The sequence below is a fragment of the Actinoplanes sp. NPDC049265 genome (assembly GCF_043197135.1).
In the GTDB taxonomy this organism is placed as follows: domain Bacteria; phylum Actinomycetota; class Actinomycetes; order Mycobacteriales; family Micromonosporaceae; genus Actinoplanes.
Map to the genome: position 1 here is coordinate 162,581 of NZ_JBICSP010000014.1, position 21,963 is coordinate 184,543.

Annotated in this window: 25 protein-coding genes; 14 read left to right on the plus strand and 11 right to left on the minus strand. The window is 69.9% G+C overall.

The genetic code is table 11. The features are described 5' to 3' along the window. The first annotated feature begins 247 nt into the window (after window positions 1-247). Together ACGFIO_RS29880 and ACGFIO_RS29885 are read left to right on the plus strand one after the other, a co-directional pair. A complete protein-coding gene (locus ACGFIO_RS29880) occupies window positions 248-1,078 on the plus strand; it encodes an alpha/beta fold hydrolase (RefSeq protein ID WP_392831063.1) in 831 nt (276 codons plus the stop codon). After that, on the plus strand, window positions 1,071-1,616 hold the full coding sequence (locus ACGFIO_RS29885; protein WP_392830823.1) for a TetR-like C-terminal domain-containing protein: 546 nt from the start codon (window positions 1,071-1,073) through the stop codon (window positions 1,614-1,616). Before ACGFIO_RS29880 ends, ACGFIO_RS29885 begins: the two co-directional genes overlap by 8 nt. A 180-nt stretch (window positions 1,617-1,796) precedes the next feature. Here the strand turns inward: ACGFIO_RS29885 and ACGFIO_RS29890 are convergent, their stop codons facing one another. Continuing rightward, a complete protein-coding gene (locus ACGFIO_RS29890; RefSeq protein ID WP_392830826.1) occupies window positions 1,797-2,237 on the minus strand; it encodes a pyridoxamine 5'-phosphate oxidase family protein in 441 nt (146 codons plus the stop codon). Between the two features lie 267 nt (window positions 2,238-2,504). Here ACGFIO_RS29890 and ACGFIO_RS29895 point away from each other — a divergent pair, with 267 nt between their 5' ends. Then, entirely contained in the window at window positions 2,505-2,792 is a 288-nt protein-coding gene (locus ACGFIO_RS29895) for an Lrp/AsnC family transcriptional regulator (protein WP_392830829.1), read from the plus strand. A gap of 180 nt (window positions 2,793-2,972) precedes the next feature. Here the strand turns inward: ACGFIO_RS29895 and ACGFIO_RS29900 are convergent, their stop codons facing one another. The 4 genes from ACGFIO_RS29900 to ACGFIO_RS29915 are packed head-to-tail and all read right to left on the minus strand — an operon-like array spanning window position 2,973 to window position 7,201. After that, window positions 2,973-4,595 carry a cytochrome bc complex cytochrome b subunit gene (locus ACGFIO_RS29900; RefSeq protein WP_392830831.1) on the minus strand — a complete coding sequence of 541 codons (1,623 nt, stop codon included), beginning with the start codon at window positions 4,593-4,595 and terminating at the stop codon, window positions 2,973-2,975. Next, complete coding sequence (locus ACGFIO_RS29905; RefSeq protein ID WP_392830834.1) at window positions 4,592-5,695, minus strand: ubiquinol-cytochrome c reductase iron-sulfur subunit; 1,104 nt, start codon at window positions 5,693-5,695, stop codon at window positions 4,592-4,594. Before ACGFIO_RS29905 ends, ACGFIO_RS29900 begins: the two co-directional genes overlap by 4 nt. Continuing rightward, entirely contained in the window at window positions 5,692-6,540 is an 849-nt protein-coding gene (locus ACGFIO_RS29910) for a c-type cytochrome (protein WP_392830836.1), read from the minus strand. Before ACGFIO_RS29910 ends, ACGFIO_RS29905 begins: the two co-directional genes overlap by 4 nt. 58 nt (window positions 6,541-6,598) lie before the next feature. Further along, window positions 6,599-7,201 carry a heme-copper oxidase subunit III gene (locus tag ACGFIO_RS29915; protein WP_392830839.1) on the minus strand — a complete coding sequence of 201 codons (603 nt, stop codon included), beginning with the start codon at window positions 7,199-7,201 and terminating at the stop codon, window positions 6,599-6,601. Window positions 7,202-7,310: 109 nt separating this feature from the next. Between ACGFIO_RS29915 and ACGFIO_RS29920 the strand changes: the two genes are divergently transcribed. The 4 genes from ACGFIO_RS29920 (at window position 7,311) to ACGFIO_RS29935 (ending at window position 10,554) form a co-directional block, all read left to right on the plus strand. Further along, window positions 7,311-8,249, plus strand: a complete 939-nt coding sequence (locus tag ACGFIO_RS29920) for a cytochrome c oxidase assembly protein (protein ID WP_392830842.1) — start codon at window positions 7,311-7,313, stop codon at window positions 8,247-8,249. Between the two features lie 52 nt (window positions 8,250-8,301). Beyond that, the gene (locus tag ACGFIO_RS29925; protein ID WP_392830845.1) at window positions 8,302-8,727 is read left to right on the plus strand and encodes a hypothetical protein; all 426 of its coding nucleotides are present in this window, start codon (window positions 8,302-8,304) and stop codon (window positions 8,725-8,727) included. 6 nt (window positions 8,728-8,733) lie between these two features. Next, a complete protein-coding gene (trpD, locus tag ACGFIO_RS29930) occupies window positions 8,734-9,795 on the plus strand; it encodes an anthranilate phosphoribosyltransferase (protein WP_392830848.1) in 1,062 nt (353 codons plus the stop codon). A gap of 561 nt (window positions 9,796-10,356) precedes the next feature. Continuing rightward, window positions 10,357-10,554, plus strand: a complete 198-nt coding sequence (locus tag ACGFIO_RS29935; protein ID WP_392830851.1) for a hypothetical protein — start codon at window positions 10,357-10,359, stop codon at window positions 10,552-10,554. A 492-nt stretch (window positions 10,555-11,046) separates the two neighbouring features. Here ACGFIO_RS29935 and ACGFIO_RS29940 read toward each other — a convergent pair whose 3' ends face one another. Both ACGFIO_RS29940 and coxB read right to left on the minus strand, forming a co-directional pair. Next, entirely contained in the window at window positions 11,047-11,472 is a 426-nt protein-coding gene (locus tag ACGFIO_RS29940; RefSeq protein WP_392830853.1) for a cytochrome c oxidase subunit 4, read from the minus strand. 9 nt (window positions 11,473-11,481) lie between these two features. After that, window positions 11,482-12,429, minus strand: a complete 948-nt coding sequence (gene coxB / locus ACGFIO_RS29945) for a cytochrome c oxidase subunit II (protein ID WP_392830856.1) — start codon at window positions 12,427-12,429, stop codon at window positions 11,482-11,484. A 264-nt stretch (window positions 12,430-12,693) separates the two neighbouring features. On the opposite strand from coxB, the gene ACGFIO_RS29950 reads away from it, so the two are divergent. After that, on the plus strand, window positions 12,694-13,839 hold the full coding sequence (locus tag ACGFIO_RS29950; RefSeq protein ID WP_392830860.1) for a cysteine desulfurase family protein: 1,146 nt from the start codon (window positions 12,694-12,696) through the stop codon (window positions 13,837-13,839). Further along, a complete protein-coding gene (locus ACGFIO_RS29955; protein ID WP_392830863.1) occupies window positions 13,836-14,093 on the plus strand; it encodes a sulfurtransferase TusA family protein in 258 nt (85 codons plus the stop codon). Before ACGFIO_RS29950 ends, ACGFIO_RS29955 begins: the two co-directional genes overlap by 4 nt. Here ACGFIO_RS29955 and ACGFIO_RS29960 read toward each other — a convergent pair. From ACGFIO_RS29960 to ACGFIO_RS29975, 4 genes are all read right to left on the minus strand, one after another. Beyond that, the gene (locus tag ACGFIO_RS29960; protein ID WP_392830866.1) at window positions 14,077-14,607 is read right to left on the minus strand and encodes an AAA family ATPase; all 531 of its coding nucleotides are present in this window, start codon (window positions 14,605-14,607) and stop codon (window positions 14,077-14,079) included. The two genes, ACGFIO_RS29955 and ACGFIO_RS29960, sit on opposite strands and share 17 nt — an antisense overlap. Before the next feature lie 8 nt (window positions 14,608-14,615). After that, window positions 14,616-15,593 (minus strand): carbohydrate kinase family protein, encoded by a 978-nt coding sequence (locus ACGFIO_RS29965; protein WP_392830868.1) that lies wholly within the window; start codon window positions 15,591-15,593, stop codon window positions 14,616-14,618. 100 nt (window positions 15,594-15,693) lie between these two features. After that, a complete protein-coding gene (gene erpA, locus ACGFIO_RS29970) occupies window positions 15,694-16,068 on the minus strand; it encodes an iron-sulfur cluster insertion protein ErpA (protein ID WP_392830871.1) in 375 nt (124 codons plus the stop codon). A 159-nt stretch (window positions 16,069-16,227) separates the two neighbouring features. Beyond that, window positions 16,228-17,343, minus strand: coding sequence for a glycerate kinase (locus ACGFIO_RS29975; protein ID WP_392830872.1), 1,116 nt, complete (start codon window positions 17,341-17,343; stop codon window positions 16,228-16,230). 49 nt (window positions 17,344-17,392) lie between these two features. On the opposite strand from ACGFIO_RS29975, the gene ACGFIO_RS29980 reads away from it, so the two are divergent. The 5 genes from ACGFIO_RS29980 (at window position 17,393) to ACGFIO_RS30000 (ending at window position 21,883) form a co-directional block, all read left to right on the plus strand. Next, a complete protein-coding gene (locus tag ACGFIO_RS29980; RefSeq protein WP_392830875.1) occupies window positions 17,393-17,551 on the plus strand; it encodes a hypothetical protein in 159 nt (52 codons plus the stop codon). Window positions 17,552-17,595: 44 nt separating this feature from the next. After that, complete coding sequence (gene nadA, locus ACGFIO_RS29985) at window positions 17,596-18,765, plus strand: quinolinate synthase NadA (RefSeq protein ID WP_392830877.1); 1,170 nt, start codon at window positions 17,596-17,598, stop codon at window positions 18,763-18,765. 180 nt (window positions 18,766-18,945) lie between these two features. Beyond that, window positions 18,946-20,301, plus strand: a complete 1,356-nt coding sequence (gene murA / locus ACGFIO_RS29990) for a UDP-N-acetylglucosamine 1-carboxyvinyltransferase (protein ID WP_392830880.1) — start codon at window positions 18,946-18,948, stop codon at window positions 20,299-20,301. A 72-nt stretch (window positions 20,302-20,373) separates the two neighbouring features. Further along, window positions 20,374-20,997, plus strand: a complete 624-nt coding sequence (locus ACGFIO_RS29995; RefSeq protein ID WP_392830882.1) for a DUF3043 domain-containing protein — start codon at window positions 20,374-20,376, stop codon at window positions 20,995-20,997. Window positions 20,998-21,244: 247 nt separating this feature from the next. Beyond that, window positions 21,245-21,883: a TetR/AcrR family transcriptional regulator gene (locus tag ACGFIO_RS30000; RefSeq protein ID WP_392830884.1), complete on the plus strand. Its 639-nt coding sequence runs from the start codon at window positions 21,245-21,247 to the stop codon at window positions 21,881-21,883. Window positions 21,884-21,963: the final 80 nt, after the last annotated feature.

The following is a 21,963-nucleotide window of genomic DNA, read 5'->3' on the forward strand; positions in this document are numbered from 1 at the left end:
CAGCCCATGCCGCCCTGGCGGGGTCGGGCCCGTGCCCGCGCAGCCCATGCCGCCCTGGCGGGGTCGGGGCCGTGCCCGCGCAGCCCATGCCGCTCTGGCGGGGTTGGGGCGCAACCGCTCACGCACGTGGAGCGAAGCGACCCTCGGCGTGAGCAACGGTCCGCACGACCCACCCAGCTACGACATCCCGCTCTTGAAGTCTGTGCTTGACACTTCTAGCTAAGACTATTAGCTTAAAGCTATGAACATTAGCCAGCACTTGAAGGTCAACGACGGCACCATCGCGTACGAGGTCAGCGGCGAAGGGCCGCTCGTCGTACTCGCCCACGGCATGGGTGACAGCCGGGCCGCATACCGCTTCGTCATCCCCCAGCTCGTCGCGGCCGGCTACCGGGTGGCCGCGGTCGACATCCGCGGCTGCGGCGAGTCGAGTGCCGCCTGGCCGTCGTACAGCCGCACCGACATCGCCGGCGACCTGATCGCCCTGGTCCGACACCTGGGCGGGCCGGCCGTGCTGGTCGGGCACTCGATCTCGGGCGGCGCGGTCACCATCGCCGCGGCCCAGGCGCCGGAACTGATCGAGGGCATCGTCGAACTCGGACCGTTCACCCGCAAGCAGGCGCTCAGCCTGGGCAGCCTGCGGGTGAAGCGCTACCGGGCCGGGCTGACCCGGCTGATGCTGACCGCGATCCTGGGCAGCGCCAAGCAGTGGCTGCGCTACATGGACGTCGCCGTGCCCGGGCGCCGACCGGCCGACTGGGACGAGCAGCTGCGGCGCATGGATGCCATGCTCAGCGAGCCCGCCCGGATGAAGGCGATCCAGCGCATGGGCCAGTCGGCGCCGACCGACGCCGGGGCGCAGCTGGCCAACGTACGCTGCCCCGCGCTGATCATCGAGGGCACACTCGACCCCGACTGGGCCGACCCGCGAGCCGAGGGCGAGGCGATCGTGGCCGCGCTGCCCGGCCAGGCCGAGCTGCGGATGATCGAGGGCGCCGGCCACTACCCGCACACGCAGTACCCGGACGAGACCGTGGCGCTGATTCTCCCGTTCCTCAAGGCGTACGCCCGTGCCTAGGGCCGGCCTCGACGCGGCGGCCGTGGTCGCCGCCGCGGCGAGACTGGCCGACGAGGGCGGCCTGGCCAACGTCCGGATGGGCCGTCTGGCCGAACTGCTCGGGGTGCGGACGCCGTCGCTCTACAAGCACATCGGCGGCCAGGCCGACCTCAGCCACCGGATCGCCGTGCTGGCCGTCACCGAACTGACCGACGCGCTGCGCCGGGCGCTGAGCGGCCGGGACGGCCGGGACGCGCTGGCCGCCGCGGCCCACACGATCCGGGCCTACGTACGCCGGCATCCGGGCCGCTACGCGATCAGCTCGCCCCTCCCCCTGGAGCCCTTGGCGGCGGTGCTGCACGGCTACCGGCTCGATCCGGCCGACACCGTGCACACGCTGCGGGCGATGCGGAGCCTCATCCACGGCTTCGCGACGCTCGAGGCGGCCGGCGGTTTCGCGATGGACACCGACGTCGACGAAAGCTTCGAGTGGCTGATCAGCCGCCTGGACGAGGCGCTGCGCCATAATCGCCGCCCGACCGGCGACCGGCCACAGTAGATTGCCGCGGTGACGAACACCCCGGCGCCCATCGAGGCCGCCGCCCGCCCGCCGAGTTCCTGGGAACGGCAGACCGTCGCCCGTTCGACACCCTTGGTCTCACTCACGACGTGTTGCTCGGCCACGTCTCGCAGTCGAATTTCCATGGTCTCGATGATGGAGTCTCTACCTGCGTGAGGGTCAAGTCAGCCACTCCCCGTCGCGCATAATCGTGCGCCCGGGGTGTTCGTTCACCTCGCGCCAGGCCTGAATCCGCTCCGGCCGCAGCACCAGGAACACGTACGAGTCACCGGCCGTTCGCGGATCCCAGTCGTTCTGAGCCGCGTAGGCCGCACCCATCGCTCCCGACTCGCCGACCGCCACGGTCCGCTCCAACCGCGCGTCAATCATCACCACGTCCCGGGTGCCCCCGAACGCCACCCGCGCGACGCCCTTCCCGGCCAGGTTGCGCGCGGTCGGCGAGCGCTGATCGGTAGCCAGTACGACCCGCTCCTCGATCCATGCCGCGGTCAACGGCACCAGATAGGGCCCGTCGGTCGCCACCCAGCAGTCGGCCACGGGTGCACTCAGCTTGGCCAGCACATCGGCCTTGCGCTGCGCTTTAGTCCGCACTTCGTCCACGCCTACACAATAGGAGCCCGCCCGGTAAGTGATCGTTCGCCGAGAGAGGCGCCCACACGCATCGCGTTGCCGGGCACTCGTGCATGGCTCCCGCTGAGGGCGAGAACGGCGCGGCTGCCTGCCTCCGCTTCCTGCGGCCAGCGCCCGGTCGCAAACCACGAGGGGTAGGTCCAGGCGGCATCCGCCACCCGAACACCGCCCACCCGGGTGCGACATCCTGCTCTTGATCTTGAAGTTGACGAGGACGAATGCGACTAGGCTGACCATGTGAATACTGCGATCGTGCACATCGACTGTGCTACCGATTCGATTCCTGAGGTGGCTGAGGCGCTGGCCGCACAGGATGGGGTCAGCGAGGTCTACTCGGTGGCCGGGAACGCTGACCTGATCGCCATTGTGCGGGTCTCGCGCTTCGATGACATTGCCGAGGTCATCGCCGGGCGGATCTCGAAGACGCCGGGTGTGGTGAATACCGAGACCTATGTGGCGTTCCGGGCCTACTCGAAGCATGACCTCGAGGACGCCTTCGCCATCGGGCTCCCCGACGCCGACTGACACCCTCGGGACCCGGCCGCACGGAAACAAGACCGGGCCAGCGCGGAACAAGAACCAGGAACGGGGCTGGGTCGGGGAACACCCAAGACGAGCCTGTGCCGCACCAGCTGCGGGCCGACCCCTTGGGACACGAACAAGGCCCACCCGGAAACCGGGCGGGCCTTGTTGTCGTGCGGGTGCTCAGCGGCCAGAGGTGATCTCTTCGCGCTTGTCGGGGGCCGCCACCGACGGGCCGACGGCGGGCGACACGGGAGCGTCGGCCGGCTTCTCGACCGGGAAGAAGAAGCCCTTGACCGCGGGCGCCAGGGCGCCAAGGCGGTTCATCTTCTTCGGGACGACCCAGCCGGCGTACTCCAGCGGGACCGGGTGGCCGTGGTCGTCAACCGGGCCGAGGGGCTGGTGCACCTCGTAGAAGCGGCCGTCAGGGGCGCGCCGGATGATGCCGGTCTCGACGCCGTGGGCGAGGACCTCGCGGTCGTGCTGCTGAAGGCCCAGGCAGACGCGGACCGCGATGTAGTACGCCAGCGGCGGCAGAATCACCAGGCCGATGCGGCCGGCCCAGGTCATCGCGTTCAGGCTGATGTGGAACTTGTCGGCGATCACGTCGTTGCCGCCGGACAGGGTCGCCACCAGGAAGAACGTGAAGGCCATGAAGCCGAGGCCGGTGCGGTCGGGTGCGTCGCGCGGGCGCTGCAACAGGTGGTGCGCGCGGTGGTCCTTGAGGCGTCGGGCCTCCATGAAGGGATACGCCATCGGCACCGTGGTCAGCGCGCCGAGACCGACCACAGCCGGCCAGAACAGCGGCGGGATGCTGTAGCCGTCGCCGAATGGCAGCGTGATCTGCCAGGCCGGCATGAGCCGGACCAAGCCGTCCATGAACATGACGTACCAGTCGGGCTGGCTCGCCGAGGACACCTCGGAGGCGCGGTACGGGCCGAACAGCCAGATCGGGTTGATCTGGAACAAGCCGGCCATCAGGGCGATGACGCCGAAGACGGCCATGAAGAAGCCGCCCTGCTTCATCGCGTAGCGCGGGAACATGCGCTCGCCGACCACGTTGTTGTTGGTCCGCCCGGGGCCCGGCCACTGCGTGTGCTTCTGTGCGAAGACCAGGCCCAGGTGCACGCTGATCAGCCCGAGCAGACCGCCGGGGATGAGCAGCACGTGCGCGATGTAGAACCGGCCGATGATCAGGTGGCCGGGGAACTCGCCGCCGAAGACCGACGACGAAACCCAGGTGCCGACGACCGGGAGGGACAGCATGATCGCCGAGGCGATGCGCAGGCCGGTGCCGGAGAGGCCGTCGTCGGGAAGCGAGTAACCGGTGAAGCCGGCCAGGAAGCCGAGCAGGAACAGCGCGACACCGATGGCCCAGTTGGCCTCACGCGGCTTGCGGAACGCGCCGGTGAAGAAGATGCGGGCCATGTGCACGACGATCGACGCCATGAACAGCAGCGCCGCCCAGTGGTGCATCTGCCGCATGAACAGGCCGCCGCGCACCTCGAAGGAGAGGTGGAGCGACGATTCGTACGCCGCCGACATGCCCGTGCCGCGCAGGGCCGGGTAGGCGCCGTCGTACACGACCTCCTTCATCGACGGGTCGAAGAAGAGGGTCAGGAACGTACCCGTGAGCAGCAGAATGATGAACGAGAAGAGTGCGATCTCGCCCAGCAGGAACGACCAGTGGTCGGGGAAGACCTTGTTCAGCAGACCGCGCAGCGGCGTTGCCGCCTTGTAACGGTCGTCGAGACCCTTGCCGACATTTGCCGGAACCTGGGTCAGATCGAATTTCCGGCGCTTCATGGCCGCTCCCAGAAGTCGGGTCCGACGGTCTCCCGATAGTCCGAACTTGCCACAAAGAAGCCTTCCGCGTCCACCGTGATGGGCAGCGCGGGCAGCCTGCGGCTGGCCGGACCGAAGATCGGCCGGGCGTTGTCGGTGATCAGGAACTGCGACTGGTGGCACGGGCAGAGCAACCGGTTGGTCTGCTGCTCGTACAGGCTGGCGGGGCAGCCGGCGTGGGTGCAGATCTTGGAGTACGCGACGTAGTTGCCGTACATCACGCCCTTGTTGCGGTGGTCGTTCTCGGTCGCCTGGCGGGTGGCCTCGGCGTCCTGGTCCCGCAGGTGGATGAGCAGCGTGGGCGAGTCGGCGAACTCGTTCGTCGCACCGCCCGGGACGCCCGGGAAGACCGTGATCTGGCCACCGACACTGACGTCGGAGGGCCGGATCGGGGTGCCGTCGGCCCGGGTGAGCCGCACCGGCTTGCCCTCGTTCGGCACCGGGTCGAACCCGGTGTGGAACATCATCGGCTCGTCGCCCTTGTGCGGGTTCTCGATCAGCCCGCCGATCAGCGGCGCCGCGGCGACCAGGCCGAGCGGCGCCAGGCCGAGCCCGATCGCGCCCTTGAGCAGCGGCCGCCGCTGCACGCCGAGTTCGTCGACCATGTAGGCCATGGTCTGGCCGGTGATCAGCCGGTCGTCGTCGCTGGACGGGTTGTTGTGCCGGTCCTGGATCGACACCTCGTGCGGCAGCAGCTTCTTGGCCCAGGCGAGGATCGCGAAGCCGAGGGACAGCAGCGAGACCGCCAGGGAGATGCCGAGCACCGCGGTGTAGTAGTCGTTGATCGAGTGGCCCAGCTCGTATTCCCAGGGCCACCAGATGTACGAGATCAGGAAGACCAGCGCACCCAGGCCGGAGAGCAGGAACAGCAGCGAGATGTTCCGGACGACCCGCTTCTCGGCCTTGGAGTTGGGGCCCTGGAACTGCGACTCGTACGTGACGATCTCGATGTCGTCCCGGCGCGCGCCCTCTCTGATGATCTCGAAGCGGGACAGCCGGGGGTCCTGCACGTCGACCGGCTCGGTGCCGGTGCCGTGCGACCCGTCGTGCACAACCGTCATGACTTCCCCGCAATCCAAAGGGCCACGAAGACGAGGATCGTGATGCCGATGACGAAGATCGCCAGACCCTCGGTCACCGGACCGTAGCGGCCCAGGTTGAAGATGCCGCCCGGATCCTTGTCCTGCTGGAGCTGCAAGTTGACGTACGTGATGATCTCGCGCTTCTCGTCCGGCGAGAGCTCGTTGTCGCCGAACACCGGCATGTTCTGCGGGCCGGTGAGCATGGCGCCGTAGATCTCCTGCGGCGTGGCGTCGTGCAGCGACGGCGCGAACTTGCCCGACGACAGGGCACCGCCACCACCACCGAAGCCGTGGCAGGAGGAGCAGTTGACCCGGAACAGCTCGCCGCCACGGGCCAGCGCGTCGGGGTTGCTCTCGAGGTTGTCGACCAGCTCACCCGAGGGCAGCTGCGGACCGCCGCCGAGCTCCTGGATGTATTGCCCGAGCTGCTTGGTCTGCGCCTCGTTGAACTGCGGCGCCTTCTGCTCGGCCTGCGCCTCCTGGCGGACCATGGGCATGCGGCCGGTGCCGACCTGGAACTCGACCGCGGCCGAGCCGACGCCGATCAGGCTGGGACCGCGACCCTCGACACCCTGCGCGTCCCGCCCGTGGCAGGTGATGCAGCTGTTGTCGAAGAGCGCCTTGCCCTCCTGCGCCGAACTGGACAGCGTGCGGTCGTCCTGCGCCGACGCGTTCGGCGTGAACGCGGTGTAGACACCGCCGGCCAGCGCCAGGGCGGCGATCATCCGGACCGCGGCACCAAGGCGGCGGCGCGCCCGGCTGGGAGCGCGGCGCTTCCGGGCGAACGCCCGGAAGCGTGGGCCGCCGTGGGGGTCAGAAGTCATCTGCGGGTGTCCTCTTGTGTCGAACCTTGCTCACGGACGGGCGGGCGAGGGTCCATGGTCACTGCAGCCAATAGATCATCGCGAACAGGGCGATCCACACGACGTCCACGAAGTGCCAGTAATACGAGACCACGATGGCCGAGGTCGCCTGGGCCGGCGTGAACTTGCCCATGGTCGTCCTGATCATGTAGACGATGAAGGCGATCAGACCGCCGGTCACGTGCAGGCCGTGGAAGCCCGTGGTCAGGTAGAACATCGAGCCGTAGCCGTCGGCCTGCAGCGTGATGCCCTCGTGGGTGACCAGGTTGCGGTACTCGTTGGCCTGGCCGAGCACGAAGATCAGGCCCATCACGAAGGTGATCGTGAACCAGCGTCGCAGCCCGAACACGTCGCCCTTCTCCGCCGCGAAGACACCCAGCTGGCAGGTGACCGACGACAGCACCAGGATCACGGTGAAGGTCGTCGCGTACGGGATGTTCAACGCCTCGGTGTGCTTCTCCCACAGGCTGTAGTCCGCCGCCCGGATGGAGAAGTACATCGCGAACAGCGCCGCGAAGAACATGAGCTCGCTGGAGAGCCACACGATGGTCCCCACGCTGACCATGTTGGGTCGGGTCAGCGAGTGAATCCTGCTCTTGTCGATGGCTGAAGCCGCAGTCACGGGCTCATTATTGCCCCGCGATCAGGACAACATGTCGCGGGGGGCCTAATCCGGCGTGTGTCGCGCCCCGGTATAACGATCACCAGAGCGGAAGGCCTAGCCTCGAACAGTGCACTTCGCCGAAACGCCTGCTCCACTCCCCGGCGCGGGGGATACTCTCCCTCCCCCGTTCACGGTCGGCGCGATCTTCACCCAGGTCCACCTGGCCAGCCTGATCGCGCTGTTCCTGCTGATCGCGGCCGCGCTCTACCTGTACGGCGTGTGGCGGCTGCGGCAGCGCGGGGACGCCTGGCCGGCCGGACGCACGGTGGCCTTCCTGCTGGGCGGGCTCGGCTCGATCGCGGCGGTCACGGTCAGCGGCGTCGAGGCGTACGACACCACCCTGCTGTCGGTGCACATGGTCCAGCACATGGTGCTGTCCATGGTGGGGCCGATCTTCCTCGCGCTGGGTGCGCCGGTGACGCTTTTTCTGCGTACGGCCACAGCCCGGCCCCGCAAGACGCTGCTGGCCGTCCTGCACAGCCGCCCGGCCGCGGTGATCACCTTCCCGCTGGTCGCCTTCGGCCTGTTCGTGGCCAACCCGTTCGTCCTCTACTTCACCGGCCTCTACCGCGCCACGCTCGAACACGCCTGGCTGCACGAACTGGTCCACATGCACTTCATCCTGACCGGCTGCCTGTTCTTCTGGCCGCTGCTCGGGCTGGACCCGCTGCCCAACCGTTGGCCCTACCCGGGCCGGGCGCTGCTGATGGTGCTGAGCGTCCCGTTCCACACCGTCCTCGGCCTGACGATCATGCAGAGCACCACGCTGCTGGGCGGCGACTGGTACCCCAACCTGGCCCTGACCTGGGCCGATCCCAAGAACGACCAGGTCGTGGCCGGTGGCATCCTGTGGGCCGGGGGTGAGGTGGTGAGCGTCACGATGCTGGGCATCCTGGTGTTGCAGTGGATCAAGCAGTCGGAACGTGAGGCGCGCCGCATCGACCGGCAACTCGACCGCGAGGAGGCCACCGCCGCCTCGAGAGGACCGGAGCCCTCGGCTGATTAGCCGATTCGCTACCATCTGCTTGCAGCTAACGACCCTGGGAGCGCGGGAACACATGAGCGACAAGTACACCGTCCTGCTCTACAGCGACGACGCCGCCGTGCGCGACAAGATCCGGCTGGCCATCGGCCCCCGGCCCGCGGCCGACCTGTCGATCGAGTTCACCGACGCGTCGACCTGGGAGGACTGCCGCAACCTGCTCGACACGTACGAGATCGACCTGATGATCCTGGACGGCGAGGCCTCCCCCGCCGGCGGCCTCGGCATCGCCCGGCAGACCAAGGACGAGTACGCCGACCCGCCGCCCACCTGCGTGGTGATCGCCCGGGCGGCCGACCGCTGGCTGGCCGCCTACGCGCAGGTCGACGCCACCCTGCTCTACCCGCTCGACCCGGTCACCACCGGGCAGACCATCGCCGGCATGCTCCGGGCCCGCCGCAACGGCGCGATCCCCCTGGGCACGCTGGGCAAGCTGGACTGAGCCGGCATGGCCGACCGCACCTGGCCCCACCTTCTGAGTAACGTCCTGGCCGGCCAGGAACTGGACACCGCCGACACCGCCTGGGCGATGGGCGAGATCATGGCCGGCAACGCCACCCCCGTCCAGGTCGCCGGCCTGGCCATGGCACTGCGGGCCAAGGGCGAGACGCCGGGCGAGATCGCCGGCCTGGTCGAGGCCATGCTGACCGCCGCCACGCTGGTCGACCTGCCCGACGACGTCCGGGCCGACGCGGTCGACGTGGTCGGCACCGGCGGCGACCGGGCCCACACCGTGAACATCTCGACCATGGCCGCGATCATCGTGGCCGCCGCCGGCGTGCGCGTGGTCAAGCACGGCAACCGAGCCGCCTCCTCCAAGTGCGGCACCGCCGACCTGCTGGAACGCTTCGGCATCCCGCTCGACCTGGGCCCACGCGGCGTCGCCCGCACGGTCGCCGAGGCCGGCATCGGTTTCTGCTTCGCCGGTCGCTACCACCCCGGCATGCGGCACGCCTCGGTCACCCGCCGCGAGCTCGGCGTACCCACGTTCTTCAACTTCCTGGGCCCGCTGACCAACCCGGCCCGCCCGCACTCGGCCGCGGTCGGCTGCTTCGACCTGCGCATGGCCCCCGTGATGGCCGAGGTGTTCGCGCGGCGAGGCGACAGCGCTGTTGTGGTACGCGGTGAGGACGGCCTGGACGAGTTCACCACCGCCGCGCCCACCCGGGTGTGGCTGGCCCGCGACGGCAAGGTCGAGGAGACCGTGGTCGACTCGACCGAGCTCGGCCTCCCCCGCAGCAAGCCCGGCGACCTGCGCGGCGGCGACCCGGCCTTCAACGCCGACGCGGCCCGCCGCATGTTCGCCGGCGAGCCGGGCCCCGTCCGCGACGCAGTGCTGCTCAACGCGTCCCTGGCGCTGGCCGCCCACGCCGGCCTGCCGGGCGACTTCCGCGAGACGCTCCGGGCCGGCCTGACCCGCGCCGCCGAGACGGTCGACACGGGCGCCGCCACGGCCCTCCTCGACCGCTGGGTCACGGTCGCGAAGGCCGCCAAGGCCGCCGAGGCCTGACACCGCCCCGCGACCGAGAGAAGCGGCCGGCCTGTCGCCCACCAGCCCGGCGGGCACGATTAGGCGCGCCGCACGATTAGGCGCGCCGCACGCTCAGGCGCGCCGCACGCCGCACGCCGCACGCTGACGCAAATGCGCTGGCGCTAGCACGGAGGTCGCTGGTCGGATCACGCAAGGCGCTGGTGCGAGCGAGTGGCAGGCAGGGGCAGGTGCGGCCAGGCAGGTGCGGCCGGCGTGCCACCGCCAAGGGCTACCACTGACCGCGCGAGCGTGGAATGGCGCTGGCGCGAGAGGCGCAGCTGTGAGCGCGATGACCCGGTGCGAGCACAACGGGCGCGAGCACAACGGGCGCGAGCACAACGGGCGCGGCCACGGGCGCGAAAGCGCGGCCACGGGCGCGGAACCAAGGGTATGGCAGGCCGAGAGCGGGTGCGGACGGGCGGGCGTGAGGTAGCAAACACGAGACACGCCGGGGCGCATACCACGCTTCACCTGCGGTTCGTGGCAGCGTCGGGGAGAGAACCGGGGAATTCCACCTTCCGACGAAGAGAGGAGCCACCCGTGGAGGAACGCGAACTGCGCTGCGTCATCTGCGACCGCGACATGATGTTCGAGGTCCCGCCGTGCCCGGACGGGCACGAGGACGACTGCCCCGAACTCCTGTGCACCCGCTGCGGCGCCGCCGAGATGCTCTTCCCGCTTTCACTACGGGTCCGCCGCTTCCGTGGCGTAGCACCCCAACAGCGCCGCGCCGCCTAGTCGAGCCGTGGTCGCCGCCGGCACCGAGGGGCCCGAGCCCAACCCAAGTGCACCAGGCGCCCTGATCGCCCACTCCCGGCACTCCCGTCAGCCCGGCCTCAAGAGTGGTAGGCAGAAGCGGCCACAGCCGGCGTGCCACCGCCAAGGGCTACCACTGACCGCCCGAGTATTAGGTAGAAGCGGCCACAGCCAGCGCGCCACCATCAAGGGCCACCACCGACCCCACGGGTGGTAGCCCCAGGCCACCGCCAGGAGCTACCACTGAGCACGCGGGCGGTAGGCAGGAGCGGGCACGGCCAGCGCGCCACCGCCACGAGCTACCACCGACCACGCGGGCGGTAGGCAGGGCCGGTACGGCTAGCGCGCCACCGCCAGGAGCTACCACCGACCACGCGGGCGGTAGGCAGGGGCGGGAGCGGCCGGCGGGCAGCGCTGGGGGAAACGAAAGGCCCGCGCTCGGGGAGCGCGGGCCTGGAGACGTTGGGGCTGGGGTCAGTGTTCGGCGGGGTGGCGGGTGCCCGTGTAGTACTCGAAGATCATTGAGGACGCCGAGAAGATGACCAGGATCAGACCCAGGGCGATCAGCCACCACATCCAGAACACCAGGCCGAGGCCGGCGATCGAGGCGGACAGCGCCACCCCGAACGGCCAGTAGCTGCCGGGGCTGAAGAAGCCGATCTCGCCCGCGCCCTCGGCGATCTCGCCGTCCTCGCGGTCTTCCGGGCGGAGGTCGATGCGGCGGGAGACGAACCAGAAGAAGCCGCCGCACATCGTGCAGAGCAGGCCCGAGATGATCAGCGCGACCGTGCCGATCCACTCGACGCCGCCGCTGGCGTTGTGGGTCCAGGTGCCGTAGACGGCCGCCGCGGCGAAGAGGAAGACGGCGACGCCCGCGAAGATCTTGTATTCGGTCTTCAACTCAGATCCTTACTTTCCGGCGGTGATCTGCGTCTGGCCGGACTGGTTCCAGTTGTTGCCGTGCCGGCGGGTGTCGAACGGCTGGGTGGTCACGGCGTACCGTTCCTTGCCGGTGAAGCCGATCGCCTCCATCGCCTCCGCGGTGTCCTTGCCGTCCTTCTTGGCCTGGAGGAACTGGTCGAAGCGCTGCGGCGAGACCACGACCATCTCGAAGTTCATGAAGGCGTGGTAGGTGCCGCAGAGCTCGGCGCAGTGGCCGACGTAGCGGCCTTCCTTGTCCAGCGTGACCTCGAACTGGTTGCGGACGTTGCCGGGGAACACGTCGCGCTTGAACAGCAGCTCGGGCACCCAGAACGAGTGGATGACGTCGGGGCTGGTCTCCTCGAACCGGATCTTGCGATCGGTGGGGAGCACGAGCAGCGGGATCTGGTCGTCGGAGCCGAGCGTGGAGGTCACCGTGTTGGCGTCCTTGCCCAGCCCGTCGCGGTAGTTGAACTGCCAGTTCCACTTGAACGCGACGACCTCGACGACCTGGTCGGGGTTGCGTGAGAGCTTGTCGACGTCGGTCTGCACGATCGCGGTGTAGTAGAAGAGCACCGCCACGATCAGCACCGGCGTGACCGTGTAGAGGACTTCCATCGGCATGTTGAACCGGGTCTGCACGGGCAGCTCGTCGCCACGCTTGCGGTACCGGATGATGCACCAGAAGATCAGGCCCCACACGAAGAAGCCGACCACCAGCGCGGCGATGACCGAGCCGATCCACAGGTCGTACATCTTGTGGGCCTGCAGGCTCACGCCCGGGCCCGGCCAGCCGAAGTGGCCGAAGGCGCTGCCGAAACCCTCCAGCGAGCAGCCGGACAGAAGCGTCAGCAGACCGACCGCCGCGGCGCCGAGCCCGGCGATCCGGGCGGCCCGTGGCCGAGCGGCCCTACTCTTTACGCCCACGTGTTCCATGCCTCCCAATCAGCGCCGTCCCGCGTGCCGAACCGGACACCGACGCCCAGGCGTTACCGACGGTCGCACATTACTCGACCTGGCCCTACCGTCCCGGCCCGGGGTCCGATCTTCGCGACCTCCGACACGCGCGGGAGAGACCACCGACTCACGCTGGAGCAGACCTCCGACTCACGCTGGAGCAGACCTCCGACACACACCGCAGAGAACCTCCGACTCGCGCCCGGCGCCTACCTTCAACAACCGGACGATACCGTTTCCCAGGTGGAAAACTCCGCCGATCCGAACGGTGCGGCGTCGTACTTCGACGCCGCGACCGCAGCCCCCCTGCACCCTGTGGCCCGTGAGGCCTGGCATGCGGCCCTGGACGACGGCTGGGCGGACCCGGACCGGCTCTATACCAGCGGCCGCCGGGCCCGCCTGCTGCTCGAGGCGGCCCAGGGCGCGGTGGCCGAGTGTCTCGAGGTACGCCCGGACGAGCTCTCCTTCTGGCCGTCGGGTACCGCCGCGTTGCACGCCGGCGTCCTGGGCGGCCTGGCCGGGCGCCCTCAGAAGAAGTCGCTGGTGCATTCGGCCATCGAGCACTCGGCGGTCCTGCACATCGCCGCCCGGCACGGCGACGCGGCGTCGGTGCCGGTCGATCTGCTCGGCCGGCTCGACCTGGAGGCGTGGGACCGGGCGGTGTCGGCGCCGGGGGTGGCGCTGGCCGCGCTGATCAGCGCCAGCCACGAGGTCGGCACGGTGCAGCCGGTCGAGGTGGCCGGTGCCTACTGCGCCGAGGCGGGGGTTCCACTGCTGGTCGACGCGGCTCAGACGCTGGGCCGGGCGCCGGTGCCGGAGGGCTGGTCGATGCTCACCGCCAGTGCGCACAAGTGGGGCGGGCCGCCCGGGGTGGGCCTGCTCGTGGTGCGGAAGGGGGTGCGCTGGCGGTCGCCGTACCCCATGGATGATCTTTATCGCCCTCAACCGCCGGGCGCGGCCGACATCCCGGCCATCGTCGCGGCCGCGGCCTCGCTGCGCGCGGTCGTGGAGGAGGCCGACGCCGAGGCGAAGCGGCTGTCGGCGCTGGTCGAGCGGATCCGCGCGGAGGTGGCCCGGACCGTGCCGGACGTCGAGGTGGTGGGCGATCCGGACAATCGGCTGCCGCACCTGGTCACTTTTTCCTGCCTGTACGTGGACGGCGAGGCGCTGTTGCACGCGCTGGACCGGGCCGGGTTCGCGGTGTCGTCCGGTTCGTCCTGTACGGCGTCGACGCTGCAGCCGAGCCATGTGCTGGAGGCGATGGGCGTGCTCAGCCACGGCAACGTGCGGGTGTCGCTGCACCGGGGCACGACGGCCGGCGAGGTGGACCGCTTCCTGTCGGTGCTGCCGGGGCTGGTCACCGGGATCCGGGCGGAGGCGGGGATGTGATCGAGATCGACTGCCTGGGTCAGCGCTGCCCACTGCCGGTGATCGCGCTGGCCCGCCTGCTCAAGAACGCGGAGGTGGGAACGGAGGTCCGGGTCCTGGCCGACGACCCGGCCGCGGCGAATGACATTCCCGCGTGGTGCCGCTTGAAGGGCCAGGAGTTCCTGGGCGAAACAGCCGAAAACGCCTTTGAGGTACGAAAAATCAGTGATGGCCCACTTCCACAGTCGCCTCGCGAGGTCACGCCTCGGGAATGACTGTGGAAGCAGGCCTGAGGTACGCCGTGACGGGCGCGACCGGCTCGGACGCGAGGAACGTGTCGACGACCAGGCGCGGTCCCAGGTATGGCTCCCACTCGGCCTGCCGTTCGAGCACCCGCACCCAGTCGGGGACGCCGTCGTGGTCGCGGGCCGCGAACCGCGCCTCGACCCGGCGGCGGTGTTCGGCGTCATCCCCGCACACCACCTCGACCACCCGCAGCGGCACGTCCGCCCGCTCGGCCAGGTCGACCCAGAGCTGCCGGGCGGCCCGGACCGGGTTCACCGCGTCGATGATCACGCTGTGCCCGATCCGGAGTTGCTCCTCGGCCAGGGCGGCCACCACGCCGTAGGCCGCGAACCCGGGCCGCGGCTCGGTCACGGAGTATCGCTGCATGGCGAAGTCGACGGTGTCCACGGCCAGCACCGTGGCCGGCAGGGCGCTCGCCACCCGGGCGGCGAGCGTGCTCTTGCCGACCCCGGGCAGCCCGGCGAACACCGCCAGCACGGTCATGTCGCGGGTCAGGCCGGCAGGTGCGGGACGATCTCGGCGGCCGCGTCGGCGCCGTACGCGCTGGTGAACCGCTTGGCGAAGTCCTCGGACCGTACGTCGTACTCCTGGCCGCCGGCCGATTCCAGCACCAGGGCCGCCACCAGCGAGCCGACCTGCGCGGAGCGTTCCAGGCCGAGCCCCCAGCTGAGGCCGGCGAAGAACCCGGCCCGGAAGCCGTCGCCGACCCCGGTCGGGTCGGTGGCGGTGACGTCGGGGACCACCGGCACGTGGATCCGGTCGATGCCGTGCCCGGTGATCTCCGCGCCGTCCTTGCCCAGCGTGGTGATCCGGATCTTGACCTGGTCGAGCACCTCGTCGCTGGTCAGCCCGGCCTTGGTCTCGAGCATGGAGCGCTCGTAGTCGTTGGTCAGCAGGTAGTCGGCCCCCTTGATCAAGGCCATGACGTCACTGCCGTCCATGCGGGCCAGCTGCTGCGACGGGTCGGCGGCGAAGGCCAGCCCGCGGTCGCGGCACTCCTGCGAGTGGCGCAGCATCGCGGCCGGGTCGTTGGCGCTGATCAGCACCAGGTCGAGGCCGCCGGCGCGGGCGGCCACCGGGCCGAGCTCGATGCTGCGGGCCTCGGACATCGCCCCGGCGTAGAACGAGGCGATCTGGTTGAGGTCGTCGTCGGTGGTGCAGACGAAGCGCGCGGTGTGTGCGACCTCGCTGATGTGCACCGAGCCGCAATCCACCCCGTGCCGCTCGAGCCACGAGCGGTAGTCGGCGAAGTCAGCGCCGACCGCGCCCACCAGGATCGGGGCAAGACCGAGACGGCCCATCCCGTACGCGATGTTGGGCGCCACCCCGCCGCGGCGAACCACCAGGTCGTCGACCAGGAACGACAGCGACACCTTGTGCAGCTGGTCGGCGATCAGGGACTCGGCGAAGCGACCAGGGAAGTGCATCAGATGGTCGGTGGCGATCGAGCCGGTAACGGCGATCTTCATGTCGGCCCTCGATGTAGTGAACGGGGGGTTGCCCGATGAGCCTACCGGCACGACGAAGGCCGCACTCCCTCAGGAGAGCGGCCTTGTCATGTTCGAGCTGTCAGTGGAACGAGTCACCACAGGCGCAGGAGTTCTGCGCGTTCGGGTTGTCGATGGTGAAGCCCTGAGCGTCGATCCGGTCGGCGAAGTCGATCGTCGCACCGGCGAGGTACGGCGAGCTCATCCGGTCGACCACGACCTCGACGCCGTTGAAGTCGGCGACGATGTCACCGTCCAGCGAACGCTCGTCGAAGAAGAGCTGGTAGCGCAGGCCGGAGCAGCCACCGGGCTGCACGGCGATGCGCAGGCGCAGGTCGTCGCGCCCTTCCTGCTCGATCAGGGCCTTGACCTTGACAGCGGCAACGTCGGTCAGGAGGACGCCGGTCGGCGCGGCCGTGGTGGCCTCGGTCGACTCGGTATGCGCTTCAGTGGTCACTGCGGATCTCCCAGCTTGCTGGACTGTACTGCCGTCAACAGCTAACGCTAACCCTGTCCGGGAAGATTCCCAATCGAAGCCCAGTCTCAAATTCGCCACCAGGAGACGCGCCTCACATACGAACGTGAGACCAGGCTTCGGAGACCCGGATCACCGGGATCACCTGCTCCATTGTCCCGCCAAACGGGCACCGATCTCACGCAGCCCACGGGCGGGCTCGGCCAAGGCCTGCTCGGTGCTGCCGAAATGCTCGACCAGCGAGTGCGTCTCGGTCACACCGGCCGCCGCCGCCTCACGCATGCCGGTTTCCACCCGGCCGGCCACCACCACGCAGGCCAGGCCGCGGTCACGGGCGCCGTTGGCCACCCCGGCGGCCACCTTGCCGCGCAGGCTCTGGTGGTCGAACGAGCCCTCGCCGGTGATCACCAGGTCGGCCCGGTCGAGCTCAGCCTCCAGCCCGATCGCCGCGGTGACCAGGCCGATACCGGACACCACGCGGCCGCCGAGGGCGATCAGCGCGGCACCGAGTCCGCCCGCCGCGCCGCCGCCGGGGACGGTCCGGAGATCCCGCACGCCGAGGTCGCGTTCGAGGACGCCGGCGAAGTGGTCGAGGGCGGCGTCCAGGCGCAGCACGTCCTCGCGGGAGGCGCCCTTCTGCGGGCCGAAGACGCTGGTGGCGCCGTGCAGGCCGGTCAGTGGGTTGTCGACGTCGGTGGCGGCGACCAGCTGGATCGGGCGCAGGTGTGGCGTGCCGGACAGCTTGTCGGCCGAGATCAGGGCCGCGCCGCCGTACGGGAGGGCGTAGCCGGCCACGTCGACCGGGCCGGCGCCGAGGGCGGCGAGCATCCCGGCGCCGGCGTCGTTGGTGGCGGAACCACCCAGCCCGACGACGACCTCGGTCGCTCCGGCCTCGGCGGCGGCCGCGATCAGCAGGCCCAGGCCGTACGAGGAGGCTTGGCCGGGGTTGCGCTCTTCTTCCTTCAGCAGGTGCAGGCCGCAGGCTTGGGCGCTTTCCACGTACGCCGTACGCCCGGCCACCAGCACCTCGCCCGGCACCGGCCGCCCCAGCGGATCCACGGTCCGCACGGGCAGCCGGTTGGCACCCTCGATCGCCGCGGCGAGCACCTCGACGAAGCCGGGACCGCCGTCGGCCAGCGGGCGCGACACCGTCTCGTCGTCCGGTTTCGCCTGGTGCCAGCCCTCGGCGACGGCCTCGGCGGCGGCCGGCGCGGACAGGGTTCCGGCGAACTTGTCAGGACAGATGAGTACGCGCACGCGAGTGACCGTACAGGCGACACTCAGCAATCCGTGTCACCGTGGGTGCATGGCCACACTCATGCAGCGACTGCAGCAGTTCCTCCGCGGCCCGCAAGGCCAGCGGATCGTCGAGCAGGGCCGGCGCCAGATGGCGAAGCCGGAGAACCAGGCCCGCGCCCGCCGCCTGCTGGCCCGGCTCCAGGGGCGCCAGCAGCGGAGGTGGTGAACACCACGGTTAGGTAGCGGCCACGCTGTGCCAACATGGGGCTCGTGACGTCTACCTGGACTGAGCCTTCGAACACCGCCACGGCCCTGCTGCTGCTCGGCCGGGGCACCGACCCGGCCAGCGAGCGCGGGGTCGACTGCCCGGGCGACCTGCCCGCGCCCAGCGACCCCGGCCTGGTCGAGCGGGCCCGCGCGGCCAAGGAGACGCTGGGCGACCGCGTCTTCGTGCTCGGCCACCACTACCAGCGCGACGAGGTCATCCAGTTCGCCGACGTCACCGGCGACTCGTTCAAGCTGGCCCGCGAGGCCGCGGCCAGGCCCAGCGCCGAGTTCATCGTCTTCTGCGGCGTGCACTTCATGGCCGAGAGCGCCGACATCCTCACCGGCCCCGACCAGCGGGTCGTGCTGCCCGACCTGGCCGCCGGCTGCTCGATGGCCGACATGGCCGTGCTCGGTCAGGTGCAGACGGCGTGGGAACAGTTCGAGGAGCTCGGCATCGCCGCCGACGTCGTCCCGGTCACGTACATGAACTCCTCGGCCGACATCAAGGGCTTCGTCGGGCGCAACAAGGGCGTGGTGTGCACGTCGTCCAACGCCAAAAGGGCTTTGACCTGGGCGTACGAGCAGGGCAGCAAGGTCTTCTTCCTGCCCGACCAGCACCTCGGGCGCAACACCGCGGTCCTCGAGATGGGCTTCGAGCTCGACGACTGCGTGCTCTACGACCCGCACAAGCCGAACGGCGGGCTGACCGCCGAGCAGCTGCGGAACGCCAAGATGATCCTGTGGCGCGGGCACTGCTCGGTGCACGGGCGCTTCACCATCGACAGCGTGCGTGAGGTGCGCGAACGCGTACCCGGCGTGAATGTCCTGGTCCACCCGGAGTGCCGGCACGAGGTGGTCCGGGCGGCCGACCAGGTCGGCTCGACCGAATACATCATCAAGGCGCTGGAGGCGGCGCCGGCCGGTTCGGCCTGGGCGGTGGGCACGGAACTCAATCTGGTCCGCCGGATGGCGCTGGCCCACCCCGACAAGCAGATCATGTTCCTCGACCGGACGGTCTGCTACTGCTCGACGATGAACCGCATCGACCTGCCCCACCTGGTGTGGGCGCTGGAGGAGCTGGTCGCCGGCCGGGTGCCCAATCAGATCGTGGTCGACGCGGACACCGCACACCACGCGCGGGTCGCCCTGGACCAGATGCTGGCCCTCCCCTGACGATCACGCAGGGTTAGCGCTCGTTACCCGTACGCACGGGTGTGTCTTTCTGTTGTCTTAATCATCAGGGATTAGTGCCACCTCGCGGCTTGTGGTGACTGCCGTCCTTGTCACTCAGGGCTATGCTCTGCGGGCCCCTCATACCCGCCGGGCGGTATGCCGCCCCCTCTGGAGGTTCCGTTGACCGACGACGTCTTGGCTGTGCACGGCGGTGCGCCGCTGCACGGGCAGATCCGGGTCCGTGGCGCCAAGAATCTGGTCTCCAAGGCCATGGTGGCCGCCCTGCTGGGCGAGTCGCCGAGCCGCCTGTTCGACGTACCGGGCATCCGTGACGTGGAGGTCGTCCGCGGACTGCTCGAACTGCACGGTGTCAAGGTCAGCGACGGCACCGACGACGGTGAGCTGGTGATGGACCCGACGCACGTCGAGACCGCCAGCACCGACGAGATCAACGTGCACGCCGGCTCCAGCCGCATCCCGATCCTGCTCTGCGGGCCACTGCTACACCGGCTGGGTCACGCGTTCATCCCCGACCTGGGCGGCTGCCACATCGGGCCGCGCCCGATCGACTTCCACATCCAGGCGCTGCGCGAGTTCGGCGCGGTCGTCGACAAGGCGCCCGAGGGCATGCACCTGAGCGCGCCCAACGGCCTGCACGGCGCCAAGCTGGAACTGCCCTTCCCCAGCGTCGGCGCCACCGAGCAGGTGTTGCTCACCGCCGTCCGCGCCGAGGGCGTCACCGAGCTGCGCAACGCGGCCATCGAGCCGGAGATCATCGACCTGATCTGCGTGCTGCAAAAGATGGGCGCCATCATCACGGTGCACACCGACCGGGTCATCGAGATCCAGGGCGTGCCCAAGCTGCACGGGTACAGCCACCGCCCGATCCCCGACCGGATCGAGGCCGCCAGCTGGGCCGCGGCCGCGCTGGCGACCCGCGGCGAGATCGAGGTGCTGGGCGCCCGCCAGGCCGACATGATGACGTTCCTCAACGTCTTCCGGTCGATCGGCGGCGAGTTCGAGGTCACCGACGAGCGGGTCGGCCGGCCCGGCGTCACCGCGCACGAGGGCGGCATCCGGTTCTGGCACCCCGGCGGCGAGCTGCAGGCGGTCGCGCTGGAGACGGACGTGCACCCCGGCTTCATGACCGACTGGCAGCAGCCCTTGGTGGTCGCCCTGACCCAGGCCCGCGGGCTGTCGATCGTCCACGAGACGGTGTACGAGAACCGGCTGGGCTACACCGAGGCGTTGAACTCGATGGGCGCGACGGTCCAGGTCTACCGCGACTGCCTCGGCGGTACGCCCTGCCGCTTCGGCCGCCGCAACTTCAAGCACTCGGCCGTCATCGCCGGCCCGTCCAAGCTGCACGCGGCCGACCTGGTCATCCCCGACCTGCGGGCCGGTTTCGCGCACCTGATCGCGGCGCTGGCGGCCGAGGGCACGTCCAAGGTCTACGGCGTCAACCTGATCAACCGCGGGTACGAGCACTTCGAGGACAAGCTCTCGGCCCTCGGCGCGCACGTCGAGCGCATCTGATCCTGTTCTGATTTCGTTCTGTGACGAGGGCGGCTCTCGGTATGAGGGCCGCCCTTCGTTACTCTTCATGACGTGCCCTCGCTGTTTCGTCGCAAGACCGAAGACTCCCCCGCCACCACCGAGTCGGTGGAGGCGAAGGTTGTCGCGCCCGCCCGGCCCAAGAGCTACACCCCTTCCAAGAAGGAGCTGGGTCAGGCGACGCCCAAGCGGGCGAGCAGCCAGCGGCGGGTGGCCGAGCCCGCGCCGACCAACCGGCGCGAAGCGTACAAGCAGATGCGTGAGCGCAACCGCGAGGAGCGCGCCGAGGCCGCCGCGGGCCGCATGTCCGGCGACGAGCGTTACCTGCTGGCCCGCGACCGCGGTCCCGAGCGGGCCCTGGTCCGCGATATCGTCGACAGCCGCCGCACCGTGGGCACCTGGTTCTTCGCCGGCGCGATCATCGTGCTGATCGGCTCGTCGACCCGGATGCCGCAGGCCGTCCAGCTCGCGTCCAACCTGCTCTGGGCCGTCCTCGCGGTCGGCGTGATCATCGACAGCTTCCTGATCTCGCGACGGGTGCGGGCGCTGGTCAAGGAGCGTTTCCCCAAGACGACGCAGCGGATGGGGTCGCTCGCCCTGTACGGCATCATGCGCGGGCTGACCTTCCGCCGGATGCGCGTACCCAAGCCGGCCGTCGACCTCGGCGCCAAGCTCTAGGCCTTCCACCACCGCTTTCGCCAGTGGTAGGACCGCCGCGGCACTTGCCCTTCCAACACCGCCCAGGCCTACCACTGGTTGTCGCAGTGCCAGGCCCGCGCGGCACTTGCCCTGCGAACGGCGCGCAGGACTACCGCTGTGGTTGCTCTTCGAATGGCACGCAGGACTACCGCTGTGGTTGCTCTTCGAATGGCACGCTGGGGTTAATCGCTCGACGGAGTGAGTACTCACTCCGTAGGGTTGGCGCATGACTGAACCGGCTGGCCGGCGCCGAGCGCCGGGAATGACACCCGAAGAGCGGCGGTCCATGATCGTCCGGGCCGCCCTGCCCCTGGTCGCCGAGTTCGGCGGCGCCGTCACCACCGCCCAGGTCGCCCGGGCCGCCGGCATCGGCGAGGCGACCGTCTTCCGTGCCTTCGCCGACAAGGAGGCCCTGCTCCAGGCCTGCATCGCCGAGGCGCTCAACCCCGAGACCATGCTCAGCGAACTCCACTCCATCCCGCTCGACGCCCCGCTGGCCGACCGGCTGGTCGAGGCGGCCGAGGCCCTGGACGCCCACCTGGGCCGCATGGGGGCGGTGATGACCGCCATCCACGCCTCGGGCATGCCCAACCGCCGCCCACCCCGCGACAGGGTGCCGGCGGCGGAGGACCGATCGTCCGGGCGGGACGCGTCGATGGCGGCGACCCGCTCGGCGATCATCGAGCTGTTCGAACCGGACGAGGCCGGGCTCCGCGTCTCCCCCGCCCAGGCGGCCGGGGTGTTCCTGCAGATGCAGTTCGGTCGGCCGCCGCTCCTGGAGTCCGGCGACCGTCGGCTGATGGTCGACCTCTTCCTGCACGGCGCCCTCCGCCAGCGGGATCCCGCTCCGGTAGGCAAGCGGTAGAAGGGCACGGCAATGTTCCACTCTGGCCCGTACCTCCCTCGTCGAGGCGCGGATCTGGCCGCGCCTCCCCCGCCGAGGCG